This is a genomic window from Burkholderia sp. MR1-5-21 (assembly GCF_053427715.1).
On sequence record NZ_JBSAXD010000001.1, the window covers coordinates 205,593 to 222,194 of the forward strand.

The 16,602-nt window shown below is 61.6% G+C and carries 13 protein-coding genes; 8 read left to right on the top strand and 5 right to left on the bottom strand.

The window, feature by feature from the left end; translation table 11 throughout:
• Position 1 precedes the first annotated feature (1 nt).
• The 8 genes from ACV229_RS00845 (at position 2) to tcuC (ending at position 12,108) form a co-directional block, all read left to right on the top strand.
• Complete coding sequence (locus tag ACV229_RS00845) at positions 2-1,267, top strand: tetratricopeptide repeat protein (protein ID WP_448081217.1); 1,266 nt, start codon at positions 2-4, stop codon at positions 1,265-1,267.
• A gap of 13 nt (positions 1,268-1,280) precedes the next feature.
• Positions 1,281-5,984, top strand: coding sequence for an RHS repeat-associated core domain-containing protein (locus ACV229_RS00850; RefSeq protein ID WP_448081218.1), 4,704 nt, complete (start codon positions 1,281-1,283; stop codon positions 5,982-5,984).
• 15 nt (positions 5,985-5,999) lie between these two features.
• On the top strand, positions 6,000-6,311 hold the full coding sequence (locus ACV229_RS00855) for a hypothetical protein (protein ID WP_448081219.1): 312 nt from the start codon (positions 6,000-6,002) through the stop codon (positions 6,309-6,311).
• 22 nt (positions 6,312-6,333) lie between these two features.
• Positions 6,334-6,663: a hypothetical protein gene (locus ACV229_RS00860; protein WP_448081220.1), complete on the top strand. Its 330-nt coding sequence runs from the start codon at positions 6,334-6,336 to the stop codon at positions 6,661-6,663.
• Positions 6,664-7,109: 446 nt separating this feature from the next.
• Positions 7,110-8,051 carry a LysR family transcriptional regulator gene (locus ACV229_RS00865; protein ID WP_448081221.1) on the top strand — a complete coding sequence of 314 codons (942 nt, stop codon included), beginning with the start codon at positions 7,110-7,112 and terminating at the stop codon, positions 8,049-8,051.
• A 74-nt stretch (positions 8,052-8,125) separates the two neighbouring features.
• On the top strand, positions 8,126-9,532 hold the full coding sequence (gene tcuA, locus ACV229_RS00870; RefSeq protein WP_448081222.1) for an FAD-dependent tricarballylate dehydrogenase TcuA: 1,407 nt from the start codon (positions 8,126-8,128) through the stop codon (positions 9,530-9,532).
• Positions 9,519-10,724: a tricarballylate utilization 4Fe-4S protein TcuB gene (tcuB, locus tag ACV229_RS00875; RefSeq protein WP_448081223.1), complete on the top strand. Its 1,206-nt coding sequence runs from the start codon at positions 9,519-9,521 to the stop codon at positions 10,722-10,724. Before tcuA ends, tcuB begins: the two co-directional genes overlap by 14 nt.
• Positions 10,725-10,791: 67 nt before the next feature.
• The gene (tcuC, locus tag ACV229_RS00880; RefSeq protein ID WP_448081224.1) at positions 10,792-12,108 is read left to right on the top strand and encodes a tricarballylate/proton symporter TcuC; all 1,317 of its coding nucleotides are present in this window, start codon (positions 10,792-10,794) and stop codon (positions 12,106-12,108) included.
• 409 nt (positions 12,109-12,517) lie between these two features.
• Here tcuC and ACV229_RS00885 read toward each other — a convergent pair whose 3' ends face one another.
• From ACV229_RS00885 to ACV229_RS00905, 5 genes are all read right to left on the bottom strand, one after another.
• On the bottom strand, positions 12,518-13,363 hold the full coding sequence (locus ACV229_RS00885) for an SDR family NAD(P)-dependent oxidoreductase (protein ID WP_448081225.1): 846 nt from the start codon (positions 13,361-13,363) through the stop codon (positions 12,518-12,520).
• 58 nt (positions 13,364-13,421) lie between these two features.
• Positions 13,422-13,991, bottom strand: a complete 570-nt coding sequence (locus ACV229_RS00890) for a TetR/AcrR family transcriptional regulator (RefSeq protein WP_448081226.1) — start codon at positions 13,989-13,991, stop codon at positions 13,422-13,424.
• Between the two features lie 245 nt (positions 13,992-14,236).
• A complete protein-coding gene (locus ACV229_RS00895) occupies positions 14,237-15,274 on the bottom strand; it encodes an alpha/beta hydrolase (RefSeq protein ID WP_448081227.1) in 1,038 nt (345 codons plus the stop codon).
• A 43-nt stretch (positions 15,275-15,317) separates the two neighbouring features.
• Positions 15,318-15,743 carry an organic hydroperoxide resistance protein gene (locus tag ACV229_RS00900; RefSeq protein ID WP_448081228.1) on the bottom strand — a complete coding sequence of 142 codons (426 nt, stop codon included), beginning with the start codon at positions 15,741-15,743 and terminating at the stop codon, positions 15,318-15,320.
• A gap of 220 nt (positions 15,744-15,963) precedes the next feature.
• Positions 15,964-16,530 (bottom strand): TetR/AcrR family transcriptional regulator, encoded by a 567-nt coding sequence (locus ACV229_RS00905; protein WP_448081229.1) that lies wholly within the window; start codon positions 16,528-16,530, stop codon positions 15,964-15,966.
• Positions 16,531-16,602: the final 72 nt, after the last annotated feature.

The following is a 16,602-nucleotide window of genomic DNA, read 5'->3' on the forward strand; positions in this document are numbered from 1 at the left end:
AATGCAGAAATGGCAGCCGACCAATCCGGTGGAGCGCAGGTTCATGGATGCGCATACGGACTGGATAAGTTTCGCGAAGGACTGCGACGCGCGATTGATGATCTGGCAGACCGACGAGACGGATGCGCAGCTCGTGCGGCTGTATTTCCAGGTTCAGGACGAGACGTCGTGTGCGGTGCGGACGATGCGTGCGTCGTTCGTCAATGAATCGGGTTATGCGAAGGCGCTGACGGACGAGCTTATTGCGTTCTACGACAGCCGGCGTGAAGGGTCCGATGCGCAGGGTGTGCATGCCGACTGGCAAGCGCCGTATGACGATGGCAAGAATCATTTGCTGTATCTGTTCACGGTTGCCGACAGCCTGATGCAGCACCATCCGGACATTTTTCCAGCGATGGTTTTCGTGCTGGAGCCGGCGAAAGTGCGGGATGAAGCGGCATGGGTGCGCTGGATGGATGGATTGCTGTTGATCGTCGCTGCCGCCCCGAAACTTGGCGAGCGCTTGCGCTTTGTCGTGCCGCGCACGGATATCACACCGTTCGCGGCACTGATGCTAAGGCATCGGGCTGTGGTGCGCGTCGTGCAAGGCAAATATTCGATGGCGAGTGTGCCGCGCGAATTGCTGGCGGAATCGGGCGAGCGCGGGCCGAGCGGCGAATTTCGACGGCAGTTCGTGATGTTGACCGAGACGATCGAAGGCGGAAATCCGGCGCAGCTTGAGGAATTGCGCATGGTTGCGTTGAAGGTTGCCGAACGCGAGCAGTGGTTCGATCAGTGCGTCGTCGTGCATTTGATTGCCGGTGCCGCGTATCTGAAATGGCGCGATTGGGAACGCGCGATCGATGCGTACCGGAGCGCCGCCAGCAACGGTATGCGCGCGGTTGAAGCAGGGCACCCGGCAGGACACAAGCTCGTCGCGAACGGGTTGTTCGGCGAGGCGAGCGTGCATCTGACACACAAGAATTACGCGCACGCGGCGTATTGCTATGAGCGCGCTGCGACATCGACCACGGCCGCGCGGGACGGGCTGATGACGGTGGAGGCGTGGCGCATGAGCGCCGTGTGCTGGGAGCGGGCAGGGGAGCGCGAGCATGCGCTGGAAGCCGGATTCAATGCGCTCGATGCGGGGTTGATGATCGGTGAACCGATGCGTGTGAACAGCAGTCTGCCGCTCGTCGTCGAATGGATGGTTTCGCAGTTGGGGGCATTGGACCGGCGGCGCAAAGCGCTCAGCGAGAAAGTCGCTGCATTGCGCGGCGGACGCTGAGCAGGAGGGCGACGTGGGGCTGCTCGCGGTCAAACATCTGGATCCGGTTGTCGGGATCGATGTTCATTCGGTATTGGTCGCACCAAGTCCGACGCCCGTTCTTCTGCCGCATCCACACGTCGGGTTCATGCTCGATCTGCGAGAGTACGTCGAGGCGGCGAAGGGTGTGGTCGGCAGCATCGCAATGATGATCGCGCAGGAGAAGGTGACCGAATACATCGAAGCTCATCCAGACGATGTGAAAAAGCTCGAACACCTGACCGATTCCGCCATGCAGCAGCTCAATGACTTGGCCGGTGTAATGGGGGGCAAGCTTCCGGACATCAAGGACAACCCGATTGTCGCGGAAGGGTTGAAGCTGAATAGGAAGCGCAAGGCGCTCCAGAGTCGTATCAGCAATGATCTCGGCTCGAACGTCGGTATGGGCGGGAGCAGCGGCAGACCGATTTTCGTAAATGGCTTGATGCGGGCCACGGCAGGGACGCACTCTTATCACGTTCCAGGGCTTCATTTTCCGCTTGGCGAATCGTTTGCGCCACCGCCGAAGGAGGATCCAGAGCCTTCGAATGACGGTGAATCGTTTATGGGCAGCAAGACGGTGCTTGCCAACAACGATCCGATGTCGTTCATGGCGTTGCAGGCGTTGAGTTGCTGGTCGATCGGTATGGAGCCGCCTTCGCACAATAGCGCGCACACGGATCGAACCTATCCGTCGATGCCGAGTTCCGTGATGCTGCCGATTCCGGCAGGGCGGCCGGTGATGGTGGGCGGGCAGCCGGTCATGAACATGGTTGCGGCGGCGAAGGGGTTGTTCAAATCATTTCAAGGATCGGATTGGGCGCATGCACTGGCGGACAAACTGCATTTGAAGCCGGGGTTCTTGCGATGCAACGTGTTGAAGGCAGAACCGGTCGACGTCACGACGGGGGAAGTCATCGTTCGGCAGAGCGATTTCACCGTATCAGGTCGGCTACCACTAGTGTGGGAACGGCACTACGCCAGTCATAACGCCTATGGCGGAGCGGTCGGGGTAGGTTGGCAGACACCTGCCGATATCCGGCTCGAATTGATGCGGCACGATCGGGAAATCGGTGCGGTGGCATGCTTCCCTGATCACACGACCGCATTTGATCTGTTGCCGGGAGACGATGGCTGGTCAGCGCGCGTTTACGACTGGCAGTACGGATATGCGCTACACCGACAGTGCGACAGGTTGATGCTTCGCACGCGCGACGCAATCGAATACACGTTCATGCTGCCGCGGAGATGGTCAGAAACGATCGATACGCTCGACGGCCATTTCCGCCTCACTTTACCCATCGAACGCATGGCCGACTTGAACGGCAATGCGTGGGTCTTTGAGCGCAACATTTGCGGATACATTGATCGCATTACAGAGTGGATGAAAGACGGCCCAGCGGCGCGCGTGATCGAATGCAACATACGAGACAGAACGTATTGTGGCTCGAATGATATCCATGACGTGGCAGCCTGGATGACGGCACTGAGCTTGATCGACAGAGATGGCTGTGCTCATCCACTCGTCACGTACGAGCAAGACGATGCGGGAAATCTGCGCGCAGCGGTCGATGCGATGGCACAACCGCACCGCTTCGACTACACGGATGACCACCGAATGGTCGGTCACACCAGCGCCCGTGGCGTTTCGTTCCATTACAGCTATTGCGTCAGCGACGACAACGTATGGCGAGTCGATCGAGCATGGGGTGACGAGGGCCTGTTCGATTATCGCTTCATGTACGACCCACGGCGAAAGGAGACGCGAATCACCGATTCGCGCGGCTTTACCACTATCCTGCAACTGAACGGGCGAGACATGCCGGTCGCCGAGATCGATCCGCTCGGCGGTGTGACCGCTTATCGGTATGACGCCCAAGGGCGCGCGAATGCACGAACCGATCCCGCCGGCCGCACGATCACGTGGGACTATGACCCGTACGGCAACGTCGTCGCGCATACGCTACCCGACGGCAGCGTGATCCGCGCGCAATACGATGCCGAACACCGTCCTTTTTGTGTGGCGTCAATAGGCGGCCGGCAGTGGCGCTACGAATGGGACGCGCCCGGCAACCTGCTCGCGCATATCGCGCCCTCCGGTGCCACCTCGCGCTACACATACGACAGATACGGCCAACTCGTCGAACATACCGGGCCGCGCGGCGCGTTCACGCGGCTCGACTACGACAATGATGGCCATCCTGCAGCGCTGACCAATGCGCTTGGCCATCGCACCCTGTATCGGCATGACGCGCGCGGTAACCTCGCCGAAACCATCGATGCGCTTGGACAGCGCACTCGCTACGAGTACGACCGCAATGGCAACCTGACTCGAGCAATCGAACCCGGCGGGCGCGAGGTTCATTGTGTGTACGACGCCGACGGAAACCTGGTCAGGTATCGCGACGCGGCCGGCCACGTGACGCAAATGGAGTATTCGGCGCTCGGGCAGGTGCGCCGACGGCTCGCCCCAGACGGCAGAACCGTCGAATATCGGTACGACACCGAAGAGCAGTTGGTCGGCATTGTCAACGAGCGTGGTGAGCTCTACGCGTTGGAGCGTGACGCGCTGGGGCAGATCGTCACGGAGACGGACTACTGGGGGCAAGCGCGGCGATATCGCTACGGCGCTGCGGGCGAACTTGTGGAAAGCACGAATCCATTGGGGCATACGATCGAGTATCGATATGACCGGCTCGGACGCATCGTACAGAAGAGTGTGCCGGACCCAAGTTACGACGACGGCGTACGGATCGACAGCTTTACATATGACCGGAACGGTGATTTGGTGCTCGCGCAGAACCCATGCAGTCGCGTCGAGTTCCGCCACGACGAGGTGGGCCGGGTGATTGAGGAGCGACAGGGCAAAGACTTCACGATTACCAGCGATTACGACGCAGCCGGCAACCGGACAGAACGCAGGACCCGGCTCGTGGCCGGTAGCGAGGAGGTTGAGCATACCGTCCGCTATGCATACGACGCTTTAGATGCGGCGACTTCAATTCAGATCGACGATTCCGCGCCTGTCGTCCTCGAGCGGGACGCAATGGGGCGGATCCGTTCCGAGCAATTGGGCCCGGACCTGCGGCGCGAACTGTCGTACCAGGCGAGCGGCCAGCTTGCCTCGCAGCAGACGCTGCTGGCGGGTACCGGCGTGCTGTTCGCACGCGAATATGCGTACGATGCGAACGGCGAACTGGTCGAGAAGCGCGACTTGCGCGGCGGCATCGAGCGCTTTCACTACGATCCCGTGGGCCGGATCACTGCGTACGTTGATCCATCCGGGCGGCTGCGTCGCTTCCTGTACGACCCGGCTGGTGACCTGCTGAGAACGCAAATCCGCGAACGCCGCACCGCGGGCGCCGCCGACACCACGCAGACTGGCGCGTGGGTGCGTGAAGGTGAATACGACGGCTGCTACTACGCGTATGACGGGGTCGGCAACCTGATTCGCAAGCTGGACGCCTCACTGGATCTGATGCTGCATTGGAACACGGCGGGGCAGCTCGTTGAGACGGTGGCGGTTCGGTCGACTGTTGCCGCCTCAGGGGGCGTACCAGCCCACATCCGCGCACAGTACGAATACGACCCATTCGGGCGGCGGGCGCGCAAGGTCGTACATGCCGGGGCGGCATGCGGGGTGCCGCAGGAGCAGCCGTCGCGCGTGAGTCGCTTCTTCTGGGACGGCAATACGCTCGTGGCGGAGATTGCTACGGGCGGAGGGAGGCGAGGTTATGCGGGTCCGGACATGGACGACTCAATGCAGCCGTCGTCACGGGTTTCGCCAAAGCAGCGCCGCATTGAGGCGGGTGCGTCTCCTGCAAATGGCCGCGTGTACGAATGGATCCATTACCCGGAAACGTTCCGTCCGTTTGCGACAGTGCAGGACGATTTGGCAGCGGTTGGGGTATCAGCGCGGGCGCTGGCTCAACTGGCACAGGATCCAGGAGCAGTGTGCTTTTACGAGAATGATCCGAACGGAGCGCCCGTGCGGCTGCACGATGCTAGCGGGGACATTGTATGGGAGGCGCGTTATGGACCAACGGGTGGGGTTAATTGCATTGGGCAGCCGATCATGCAGCCGCTCAGGTTACAGGGCCAGTACGAAGACGAAGAGACGGGGCTGCACTACAACCGCTACCGGTACTATGATCCACATAGCGGGTCATTCATCAGTCAGGACCCCATCGGCTTGGCAGGAGGTATCAATCCATATCAATACGCGCCCAACCAGATTGGCTGGATCGATCCGTTAGGGCTGGCACGAGCTATTTACCGAGGAGATGACTCGTATGAAGGTGGACCAATTGGTGAGCCCGGAACTGGGAATTTTACGGCCAAAGACATTTGGAATCATGTGCGGGAACATGGAGATGGCACATTCACGTCTTTTTCGGAAGTTTTAAACGGCCCGGGCGCTGACAGGAGAGGGGGAGCCAGCTTCTTCGGAAGCAAAATAATTGCAGTTTCTTCGGATGACATTGATGCCTTGAAAGAATCTGGCGCGATCAAAACGGTTAACGCTGAAGAGGCAAGGGCTATTTTTCAGGCCGATCGCAAGCTTAGGACGAAGGCAAATGACGTTTTCACAATAATGAAAAAAAACAATGAAATTCTCGTACATGGTCAGATACCAGAAGAAAATTTGAAAATCAGTGGAAATGGTAATGGGAGAAACGCTAAAAAGAGAGGGTGTTAGATGGAAGGATTTCGCGTGAAAATCAGGGTGGCGGGCAACACATCAGTACCTGCGCTGGCCTCAATAAGGAAAAAGGGATATAGGGTGGAATATTCCGCTCTAGCCATAGATGGGGATATCGGAAATTGTACTTATCAATATGATGCCATAAAGGATGATTGTTTTTTTAGTGCAACTACCCCGGAAGAGCTTTTGGGGCTTATAGCCATGTGGGAAACTCGCGGCGATGATTGGAAGGCAAAGGATGAAGATTTCGCCTTCGCAGAAAAATTGGACGAAAGCATGATTATTTACGATGCAGACGGAAATATAATTAATGGGAAGTAGCAAGAATTTTTTATGATCTTCGATGGCTGATCATGGCAAAGGGCCGTACGGTGCCTTACTCTCCATGCAGCGGCTTCAGGCCGAAGGCCCACCAGATTCGCGGCACCGCAGTCTGCGAAAGGCTCCGGTGCCGAGCTGGGCCAGCTTTATTCGTCCGCAAGCCGCAATAGTCACGCGTCGCCGTCAATTGCTCGGCATGCCGCTGTTCGAGCGGCAACACCTGCAAAAGGCGATTTCTGTCGTGCGGCGGATCATCGAGGCCGTGATCGACGCAATCGGTAAACATCGGGGCGATGTCGATACCCAGATGGTCATCCATGTGCGCGAGCACTACATTGCGCCCGATTTGTAGCTGCGCTTCGCGCGCGGAATCGGGCTGGGGGTCAGTGCTACGTTGTACACGCCTTGGAACGGTTTGCTTCATTCTGCGTGACTCGGTAGACAAGTACTCAAAAATATAATTTTACATAACGTGAATTATCGACATGGATTAGGTGTAGGTCCCAAGTTCAAATGTCGTGTTTTGGCTTGTAGGTTGAGCGCCGACACCCCTCAGGGAGCGCCGGCGATGAGTGCTCGAAATACAACGACCGGTGGCAACGCGCAGCTCAATCAACTTTTTACTGCGGCGAGTGCCTCCGCGTGACGTGCTAACCAATCACGGCCTGTCTGGGTACGCGGACGGCGGGTCAGATCGTAGAATCTGGCTTCGATCTGTTCTCGAGACGGTATTTCGTTGCGGCGGGACGACTCGTCGTCGGCTGCAATACCGCCGGGAGATTCAACCTGAGGCTTTCGATGGAACTTCGACAGTTGCGCTATTTCGTCAGCGTCGTGGAGCACGGCAGCATGGGCAAGGCGGCGCTGGAGCTAGGCGTGGTGACGTCGGCACTGAGCCAGCAGATCAGCCGGCTCGAAAGTGAGCTGTCGACTCGCCTGCTCCAACGCACCTCGGGCGGCGTCGTGCCCACCGATGCAGGGCTCGCCTTCTGGCGGCAGGCGCAACTCGCCTTGCGCCATGTCGATGACGCCGCGCTCGCTGCCCGTCAGGCGCGCCTCTCGGGCCACGTGAGTGTGGGGCTCGCACCGAGCACGACGGGTGTGCTCGGCCTCGCCTTCATGCGGGCGATGCGCCAGCGTTATCCGGAGGTGCGGCTGCGCATGGTCGAAAGCCTGTCGGGGTATCTGGGCTCGATGCTCGGCGCACGACAAATCGACCTGGCGATCCTGTTCCGTGAAGAGCCCGCGCAGCGCTGGAGCGTCATGCCGTTGCTCGACGAGCACCTTTTCGTGATCGGCGCCACGACGCTGCCCGGCATGCCCGAGGGGTCGCAGGTCCGCATCGCAGAACTCGGCGCGTTGCCTCTCATCCTGCCGAGCGGCCCTCATGGGTTGCGCGCTTTGCTCGACGCCGCCTTCAGGCGCACCGGCTTCGAGCCGTGCATCGCGGCTGAAGTGGATGGCCTTGCCATGCTGATGGACGCCGTGCGTGGCGGGCTTGGTGCGACCATCCAGCCGGGCGCGGCGCTCGCGCGCCTGGAGAACGCCACGCTCGCAAGCGTCCCGGTCGCCGACACGCACGCGACGCGACCGAACCTGATCGCCAGCGTGTCGGACGACGAACTGTCACCCGCGGGACTGGCCGCACGCGTCGTGCTTGCTGACGTTGCGCGCGAGATTGTGACCGCTGGCGGGTGGCCTGGCGCCACCCTGCGCACGTCACCTCTTCACGAAAACTGAAGACCCGTTGCCGCTTTGCTGATGGCGGCGCCTGGCGTTGATCCCTAGAGTTCGTCTCAAAGGAGACAACTCACATGGTCGACGTTCTCGTTATCGGCGGAGGCAACGCGGCGCTGTGCGCCGCCTTGATGGCGCGCGAAGCCGGCGCCTCGGTCCTGCTTCTCGAATCGGCCCCGCGCGAATGGCGCGGCGGAAACTCCCAGCACACCCGCAATCTGCGCTGCATGCACGATGCGCCGCAGGACGTGCTGGTCGACGCCTATCCCGAAGAGGATTACTGGCAAGACCTGCTCAAGGTCACCGGCGGCATCACGAACGAAGCGCTCGCCCGGCTCGTGATCCGTGCGTCATCGACGTGCCGTCCGTGGATGCGCAAGCACGGTGTGCGCTTCCAGCCCCCGCTCTCCGGCGCGCTGCACGTGGCGCGCACCAATGCGTTCTTCATGGGCGGCGGCAAGGCGCTCGTGAACGCCTACTACCGCAGCGCCGAAGCGCTCGGCGTACAGATCCGCTACGACACGCCGGTGGACGCGATCGAGCTCGACGGCGCGCGCTTCGTCGCGGCACGCAGCGGAGCACAACGGTTCGAAGCGCGCGCCTGCGTGCTTGCGGCGGGAGGGTTCGAATCAAATCGCGAATGGCTGCGGAAAGCCTGGGGGCAGAATCAGCGTGGCGAGTGGCCCGCCGATAACTTCCTCATTCGCGGCACGCGCTTCAATCAGGGCGTGCTGCTCAAATACATGATCGACGCGGGCGCCGATGCGATCGGCGACCCGTCGCAGTCGCACTGCGTCGCCATCGACGCCCGCGCGCCGCTCTACGACGGCGGCATCTGCACGCGCATCGACTGCGTGTCGCTGGGCGTCGTCGTGAACCGTGACGCGCAGCGCTTCTACGATGAAGGCGAAGACTTCTGGCCGAAGCGTTATGCAATCTGGGGACGGCTCGTCGCGCACCAGCCGGGCCAGATCGGCTATTCGATCATCGATGCAAAGGCCATCGGCCGCTTCATGCCCCCGGTTTTTCCGGGCGCGAAAGCCGATTCGCTATTGGAGCTGTCGCGCCAGCTGAAGCTGCCCGAGGCCCCGTTCGTCGAGACCCTCCGCGCCTACAACGCCGCATGCCAGGTTGGCACGTTCGATCACACCACACTTGACGACTGCCGCACCGAAGGCATTACACCCGCGAAAACCCACTGGGCGCGGCCCATCGACACACCACCCTTTTTCGGCTATGCGTTGCGGCCGGGCATCACGTTCACCTATCTCGGGCTCAGGGTTAACGACCGCGCGCAAGTGCATTTTGGCGGACGACCGAGTGACAACCTGTTCGTGGCCGGCGAAATGATGGCCGGCAACGTACTCGGCAAGGGTTATACGGCGGGCGTGGGCATGTCGATCGGCACCGCCTTCGGACGCATCGCCGGCACACAGGCTGCTATGGCCGCTCACCACACTGGAGCTCAACGTGCAGAAGCTTGAAGCACTTGCCCGCGAGGCGCGGGATCTCACCTCGCCTTCCCGTTGGCCTAACGCTGGCGAACAGCCGGCCTCGGTCATTCGCGTCCTTCCCCTCACACAGAACGAAGCGGAAGTCGCGCGGCAGATGCAGATCTGCAATGCATGCAGATACTGCGAAGGATTCTGCGCGGTCTTTCCCGCGATGACGCGTCACCTCGAATTCGCCAAGGCGGACGTCAACTACCTCGCCAACCTGTGCCATAACTGCGGCGCGTGCTATCACGCCTGTCAATACGCACCACCGCACGAATTCGCCGTGAATGTGCCGAAGGCGATGGCGCAAGTCCGCGTCGAAACGTACGCCGAGTACGCATGGCCCCCTGCGATGGGGGCACTCTACAAGCGCAACGGGTTGACCGTCGCGCTCGCGCTCACGATCGGACTCGCGCTCTTTCTGCTGCTCGGCATCGCGCTGAAGGGCTCGCTGCTTACCGGGCCGCTGGGTGGCAATTTTTATGCGATCTTCCCGCACAACCTGTTGGCGGCGATGTTCGGCGCGGTGTTGGGCTTTGCGGTGCTCGCGCTCGGCGTCGGCGTAACGCGATTCTGGCGGGACGTGTCGGCGGGAACGGCAAGCGTGCCAGCTATCGCCGAGGCGACCGGGAACGCGCTTGCGCTGACCTATCTCGACGGCGGTCACGGCGACGGCTGCAATGAGTCTGACGATGCCTTCACGCTCGCGCGGCGGCGCTTCCATCATTTCACGTTCTATGGCTTCATGTTGTGCTTCGCGGCCACCGTAGTCGCAACCTTCTATCACTACGCGCTGCACCTGCACGCGCCCTACCCCCTCCTGAGCCTGCCCGTGGTGCTCGGCGCGGCGGGGGGAATCGGCCTGCTCATCGGGCCGGCGGGCCTGCTCTGGCTCAATGTGCGTCGCGATCCGAACCGGGGCGACCCGAAGCAGCGTCCCATGGACCGCGGTTTCATCGCGCTGCTGCTGCTCACCAGCGCGTCGGGGCTCGCGCTGCTCGCGTGGCGCGACACCGCCGCGATGGCGTGGCTCCTGGCCGTCCACCTCGGCGTCGTGATGGCGCTCTTTGCAACGCTGCCCTGCGGCAAATTCGGCCACGGGATCTATCGCTGTGCGGCGCTGCTCAAGTCATCGATCGAAAAGCGGCAAGCCAACCGCCTGCAACTCGGCTCAGATTGAGTGCGGTCCGCACGAGATTAGTTTGACGTGCGGCCGTATTCGCATAACACATCCACGGAGACAACTCATGCACCCCTCATCGTTCACCGCGCAGGATAGCGCTCGCGACCGAATGTCGAAGGTCGGCGCGGTCCTGCGCGTGACCAGCGGCAATTTCCTAGAGCAGTTCGACTTCTTCCTGTTCGGCTTTTATGCGACTTATATCTCACGGGTCTTCTTCCCGACGACGAGCGAGTTCGCCTCCCTGATGCTCACCTTCGCCGTGTTCGGCGCAGGTTTCCTGATGCGCCCGCTTGGCGCGATCGTGCTGGGCGCGTACATCGACGAAGTGGGTCGTCGCAATGGGCTGATCGTGACGCTCTCGATCATGGCGAGCGGCACCATCCTGATTGCCTGCGTGCCCGGATACGAGACGATCGGGCTCCTCGCGCCCGCCCTCGTGCTGCTTGGACGCCTGCTGCAGGGCTTTTCCGCTGGAGCCGAGCTGGGTGGCGTCTCCGTCTACCTCGCGGAAATGGCAACGCCGGGACGCAAGGGCTTTTACACGAGCTGGCAATCCGCGAGCCAGCAGGTCGCGATCGTAATCGCAGCGGCCCTCGGCTATCTGATCAATCATTTGCTGACCGCGCAGGAGATCGGTGCATGGGGCTGGCGCATCCCGTTCTTTATTGGTTGTGCGATCGTGCCGGTGATTTTTCTGCTGCGCCGGACCCTTCAGGAAACCGACGAGTTCAAGGCCCGCACCCACCATCCGCGCGCACGCGAAGTATTCGCAACGATGCTGCAAAACTGGCGCACGGTGTTCGCGGGCATGCTGCTCGTCGCGATGACCACCACCACGTTCTATCTCATCACGGTCTACACGCCGACCTTCGGCAAGGCCGTGCTGAAGCTCACCACCGCCGACAGCCTGATCGTCACGTTGTGCGTGGGAATTTCGAACTTTTTGTGGCTGCCGATTGGAGGCGCACTTTCGGACCGCATCGGACGCAAGCCGATTCTCGTTGGCATCACGGTGCTCGCCATTTGCTCATCGTATCCGGCGCTCTCCTGGCTCTCATCCGCGCCGAGCTTTGGCCGCATGCTCGCCGTGCTGCTGTGGCTCTCGTTCTTCTTCGGGATGTATAACGGCGCAATGGTTGCGGCCCTCACCGAAGTGATGCCCGCCAACGTTCGCGTGGCCGGCTTCTCGCTCGCGTTCAGTCTGGCTACGGCGGTTTTCGGCGGTTTTACGCCCGCCGTGTCGACGTATCTGATCGAAGTCACAGGCGACAAGGCCGCCCCAGGCTACTGGCTGAGTTTCGCCGCCGTTTGTGGACTGGTTGCGACGCTCGCGCTGTATCGCCGAGGGGGCACTGCCGACCGCTCCGCTTCGCTCATCTGAGCGCCGCCGGCCGCAGGGTTTGCGTCAGATGTGACCGCTACGCCGATTTCGGCCCAACGCTGGCCTGCGAGAAGCGCTATGAACGGCCCATCTCGCACGCGAGCGGGCCGTCTCACCCCCCTGTTCTTCGAGAATGGCGCGGCCCAAACCTCGGGACGCACCCGTAATCAACCAGACCTGGGACATGATCGTCTACCTTTGACGTGCACCAATATGAGTGCCTTGAGGAAGCGGGCGATTCTCGAACAACGCAATATCGCCCGCGAATTCAGGCGTCTGTCGAATGAACCAGACGCGCATTTCGTTTCTGCCGTGCGGCACGCTTCCGAGCACCCGCCCTGCTGCCGTATGCTCGCCGACAGCCGAGCACGGCGCGTTCGCAACTGCTCGTCGAGCCTTCCGGCAATGCTCACTCGGGCATGAAGCCGGCCTTGCCGTCGAACATCACCGACTCGGCGAGCGCCTTTTGCGCCTGCAGCGCGGTCAGGCTCCGGGTATAGCTGGCTTCCAGTACCGCATAGGAATCCGCGCCGAGGACGGTGCGCAGCGGCGGCTCCGGCATCTGGCTGATCGTGTAGATGGCGTCGGCCATTTTCACCGGATCGCCCGAGGCACTCTCCTCGCCGTTTTCCTGGATCCAGCGGCGCAGCTTGCCGACTGCGCTGTCGTGGTAGTCGTCGAGTTGCCGGGTCCAGCGGATATTCGCCACGAAGCCCGTCTTGATGGAGCCCGGTTCGATGATGATGGTCTTGATGCCGAACTCGGCCACTTCCTGGCTCACGGCCTCGGCAAAGCCTTCGAGACCGAACTTCGCGGCGTGGTACAGCGAGCCGCTCGGGAACGCTGCGCGTCCGCCGACGCTGCTGACATAGATGAGCGTGCCGCCCCTCCTTGCGCGGAGCGCACCGAGGAACGCGCGCGTGACATCGATCGGCGCCAGCAGATTCAGCCCGATCTGCTGCTCGATGTCGGCTTCGCTCATTTCCTCCATCGCGCCGATCACGGCGCCGCCCGCATTGTTGACGACGACGTCGACATCGGCATGTCGCGCCGCGACGGCCCCAACCTGGTCGCGGTTGGTCAAATCGACCGCCTCCACCTCGAGCCGATCCGGATAGGCCTGCTTCAACACCTGCATCGCGTCGACACGGCGCACCGCGGCAACCACTCGATGCCCCTGGGTCAACACGTGTTCCGTGAGCGCGAGCCCCAGACCGCCGGACGCACCGGTAATGAACCACTTCTGACTGGACATGACGCCGTTCCCCTTGCGAATAATGAGTGACTACGCACTCAATAAAAACAGAAAATTTTTACGCCGTAATGGCCCGCCATACGGCACGAAATCCCAGTTGCCGGTGACGTTCGGCGTCATCGGGGTGCTTGCCGGCGTAGTCGATTGTATTATCGGCAATGCCCTCGATCACGGAAAACAGAAAGGCGATCGGCGCATCTGCAAGCACACCATCGCGCACCGCGTCGTCCATCATCTGCGACACCGCCAGAAACGGCTCCATGCCCTGCGCCCGGGTGTCGTCCAGGATCTGCCCGGATGCCGCAAGCCGGGCGACGGCAAGCCGCGCGTCCGAATGGGTCAGCCCCCAACCCACATAGCGCTGGAACATGTGCTCCATGCGGTGCCGGTAGTCCGCGTCGTGCGGAAAGTCCGGCATCATGGCTTCCGCCAGGCTCCGCTTGAGGTGCAGATACAACTCCTGGAACAGCACGTCCTTGCTCTCGAAGTAGGTGAACAAGGTGCCCTCGGCTACGCCGGCACGCCGCGCAATGCTCGCGGTGGACGCAAGCACGCCTTGCTCGGCAACGGCCTGCGTTGCGGACAGCAGCAGCGCGTTGCGCTTTTCCGGACTCAAAGGGCGTGCCATCGCGTATCTGCAGAAAAATAGAGTGAGTAAGCGCTCAATTATAGTTGCTTTTCGAGATAGCGCAAGCAGGCAATGACCTCGCCCGATCCCGTGTCGTCCGCCGACATGCGCAACCTTTGTCACGGCTGGCCATACGGCAGGTGGCAGGACTCGGCGAATCCGACCTTGCGCTCTCCCCCACGCCGACAGCGACGGGTGAACGCTCACGCGATCAGCATCGCGCGAGCGCCCGGCCATCGCTTGACTTACTTCAGACGCGTCGCCAGTTCGTTGGCCATCGCCTTGAGCGCTGCCTTCGTCGGCGGATCGTTGGCGAGCGCATTGAGCAACCCGAAGTCATGGATCGTACCGTCGTACCGCGTCGTCGTTGCTTCAACCCCCGCCGCATCCAGCTTGCGGCCGTATGCCTCGCCTTCATCGCGCAGCACGTCGAACTGAGCGACCTGGATCAGCGCCGGCGGCAGGCCTTTCAGCTGCGCTTCGGTCGCACGCAACGGCGACGCGTAGATGTCGTTGCGCCGCGTGTCGTTCTTCGTATAGGCGCCCCAGAACCACTTCATCATCGGCCGGGTCAGGAAATGATCCTTCTGGTATGCGTTGTACGACCCGTCGTTGAAGTCGTGATCGGTGACAGGCCACAGCAGCCCCTGGAAGCGGATTGCCGGACCGCCCTTGTCCTTCGCCATCAGCGATACGACGGCCGCCATGTTGCCGCCGACGCTGTTGCCGACCACCGCGAGCCGGCTTCCATCGACGCCGATTTCGGCACCGTGCGCGGCGACCCATTTCGTCGCCGCATAGGCCTGGTTGATGGCAACCGGGTAACGCGCTTCCGGCGACGGCGTGTAGTTGACGAACACGGCGACCGCGCCCGACTGGACGACGAGATCGCGCACGAGCCGCTCATGCGTCGGGAAATCGCCAAGGATCCAGCCGCCGCCGTGGAAGAACATGAACACCGGCAGCGTGCCCGTCACGCCCTGCGGACGCACGATCGTGATCGGCACGCTGATGCCGTCCTGCTCGATCGTGCGGTTCGTGACGTCGATGCCGGACAGGTCGACTTTCGCGCCATTCTGCGCGTCGACGAGTACCTGGCGCGCCTTCGCGGGGCTCAGCGTTTCGAGGCCGGGCCCCTTTTGGCTGTTGAGCGCAGCGAGGAACTGCGTGGTGACCGCGTCGGGATGAGCTGTCGTGGCCGGCTCGGCGGCGAATGCGGTCGACACTGCCGCGGCAACGGTGGCGACGGCGGCAGCGATCAGCAGGGGCTTGACGATTTTCATGATGGATTCCTGAATGGATGGACGTGCGAGAGATCGGGGATCCTCAAGCCAGCGTGAGCGTGACGTCGATGTTGCCGCGCGTTGCATTCGAGTACGGGCACACGATGTGCGCACGGTCGACCAGCGTTTGCGCAGTCTCGCGATCGAGGCCGGGCAGCGAGATCTTCAGTTCCACCTCGATGCCGAAGCCATTCGGAATCGCGCCGATCCCGACGCTGCCTTCGACGGATACGTCCGCCGGGATCGCGATCTTGTCGCGGGCGGCGACGAACTTCATCGCGCCGATGAAGCACGCGCTGTAGCCGGCCGCAAACAGTTGCTCGGGGTTGGCGCCCGCGCCGCCGGCGCCGCCCAGCTCGCGCGGCGTCGTGAGCTTCAGGTCCAGATTGCTCTCGGGCACCACGGCACGGCCGTCGCGGCCGCCGGTTGCCTTTGCGTGAGCACGGTAGAGAACGTTTTCGATCGACATGACAGACTCCTTTTCCAACGGATCAATCCAGCGACAGTCAAATGGGGCCGGCACCTCGCCGGCTCCTTCGGTCGGAGCAGTGCGTCTATCTACACGTAGGTAGACACACTGCCCCAAAAAATGCGGATGCCGAAGCGTCCGCCACTACCAATGCAATCTATCTACTAAGAGATAGATTGCGGATCCAAATATAAGGCGGCAAGCCGCCCTTACATCCTTTTCAAGGCCTCGCTTTCCAGACCGCCTCGATATCTTCGAGACGCGCCCGCGTCTGAAACAGACGACTCGCCAGCACGCTGCCCTGGTACGCCGCATAGAGTGTGCGCGCAGCGTTTTCCGGACTGCCGCTGAACGTCAGCGTACCCTCCAGCGCACCTTGCTTCAGCACATCCGCGAGCCAGTTCTCGTTGGCCTTGAAGAACGCCTGCACCGCTTGCCGCACGTTCTCCGGCAACGATTCGATATCCGCCGCGAGCATGCCGCACAGACAAATCTGGTTCCCGTCGCCGAGCGTCTTGCCGAACAGCTTCGTGTACAGGCTGAGCTTCGCGTCGGCCGGCAGTTCGGCATCGATCATGCGCATGGCCGCCAGCACCTCATTGCTGTATTCCCCGACCGCTTCCAGGACGAGATCGTCCTTTGACGGGAAATAGTAGTGAATGCTGGACGTCTTCACGCCGATCAGATCGGACAGATCGCGATAGCTGAACCCGTTGTAGCCACGCAGCATCATCAACGTGATCGCGTGATCGAGAATCTGTTCGCGGACGGTCGGCTTCGTTTCCATGGGTCGAACTATATCTACCAGTAGATAGATTGTCAAGCGGCCGCCAGCGAAAGCATGACGGCCATTCAAAAG

What these genes read in the sequence shown, in the direction of transcription:
- ACV229_RS00845 (WP_448081217.1), top strand. Translation starts at nt 2, where the DNA reads ATGCAGAAATGGCAGCCGACCAATCCGGTGGAGCGCAGGTTCATGGAT.
- ACV229_RS00860 (WP_448081220.1), top strand. Translation starts at nt 6,334, where the DNA reads ATGGCTGATCATGGCAAAGGGCCGTACGGTGCCTTACTCTCCATGCAG.
- ACV229_RS00865 (WP_448081221.1), top strand. Translation starts at nt 7,110, where the DNA reads ATGGAACTTCGACAGTTGCGCTATTTCGTCAGCGTCGTGGAGCACGGC.
- tcuA (WP_448081222.1), top strand. Translation starts at nt 8,126, where the DNA reads ATGGTCGACGTTCTCGTTATCGGCGGAGGCAACGCGGCGCTGTGCGCC.
- tcuC (WP_448081224.1), top strand. Translation starts at nt 10,792, where the DNA reads ATGCACCCCTCATCGTTCACCGCGCAGGATAGCGCTCGCGACCGAATG.
- ACV229_RS00885 (WP_448081225.1), bottom strand. Translation starts at nt 13,363, where the DNA reads ATGTCCAGTCAGAAGTGGTTCATTACCGGTGCGTCCGGCGGTCTGGGG.
- ACV229_RS00890 (WP_448081226.1), bottom strand. Translation starts at nt 13,991, where the DNA reads ATGGCACGCCCTTTGAGTCCGGAAAAGCGCAACGCGCTGCTGCTGTCC.
- ACV229_RS00895 (WP_448081227.1), bottom strand. Translation starts at nt 15,274, where the DNA reads ATGAAAATCGTCAAGCCCCTGCTGATCGCTGCCGCCGTCGCCACCGTT.
- ACV229_RS00900 (WP_448081228.1), bottom strand. Translation starts at nt 15,743, where the DNA reads ATGTCGATCGAAAACGTTCTCTACCGTGCTCACGCAAAGGCAACCGGC.
- ACV229_RS00905 (WP_448081229.1), bottom strand. Translation starts at nt 16,530, where the DNA reads ATGGAAACGAAGCCGACCGTCCGCGAACAGATTCTCGATCACGCGATC.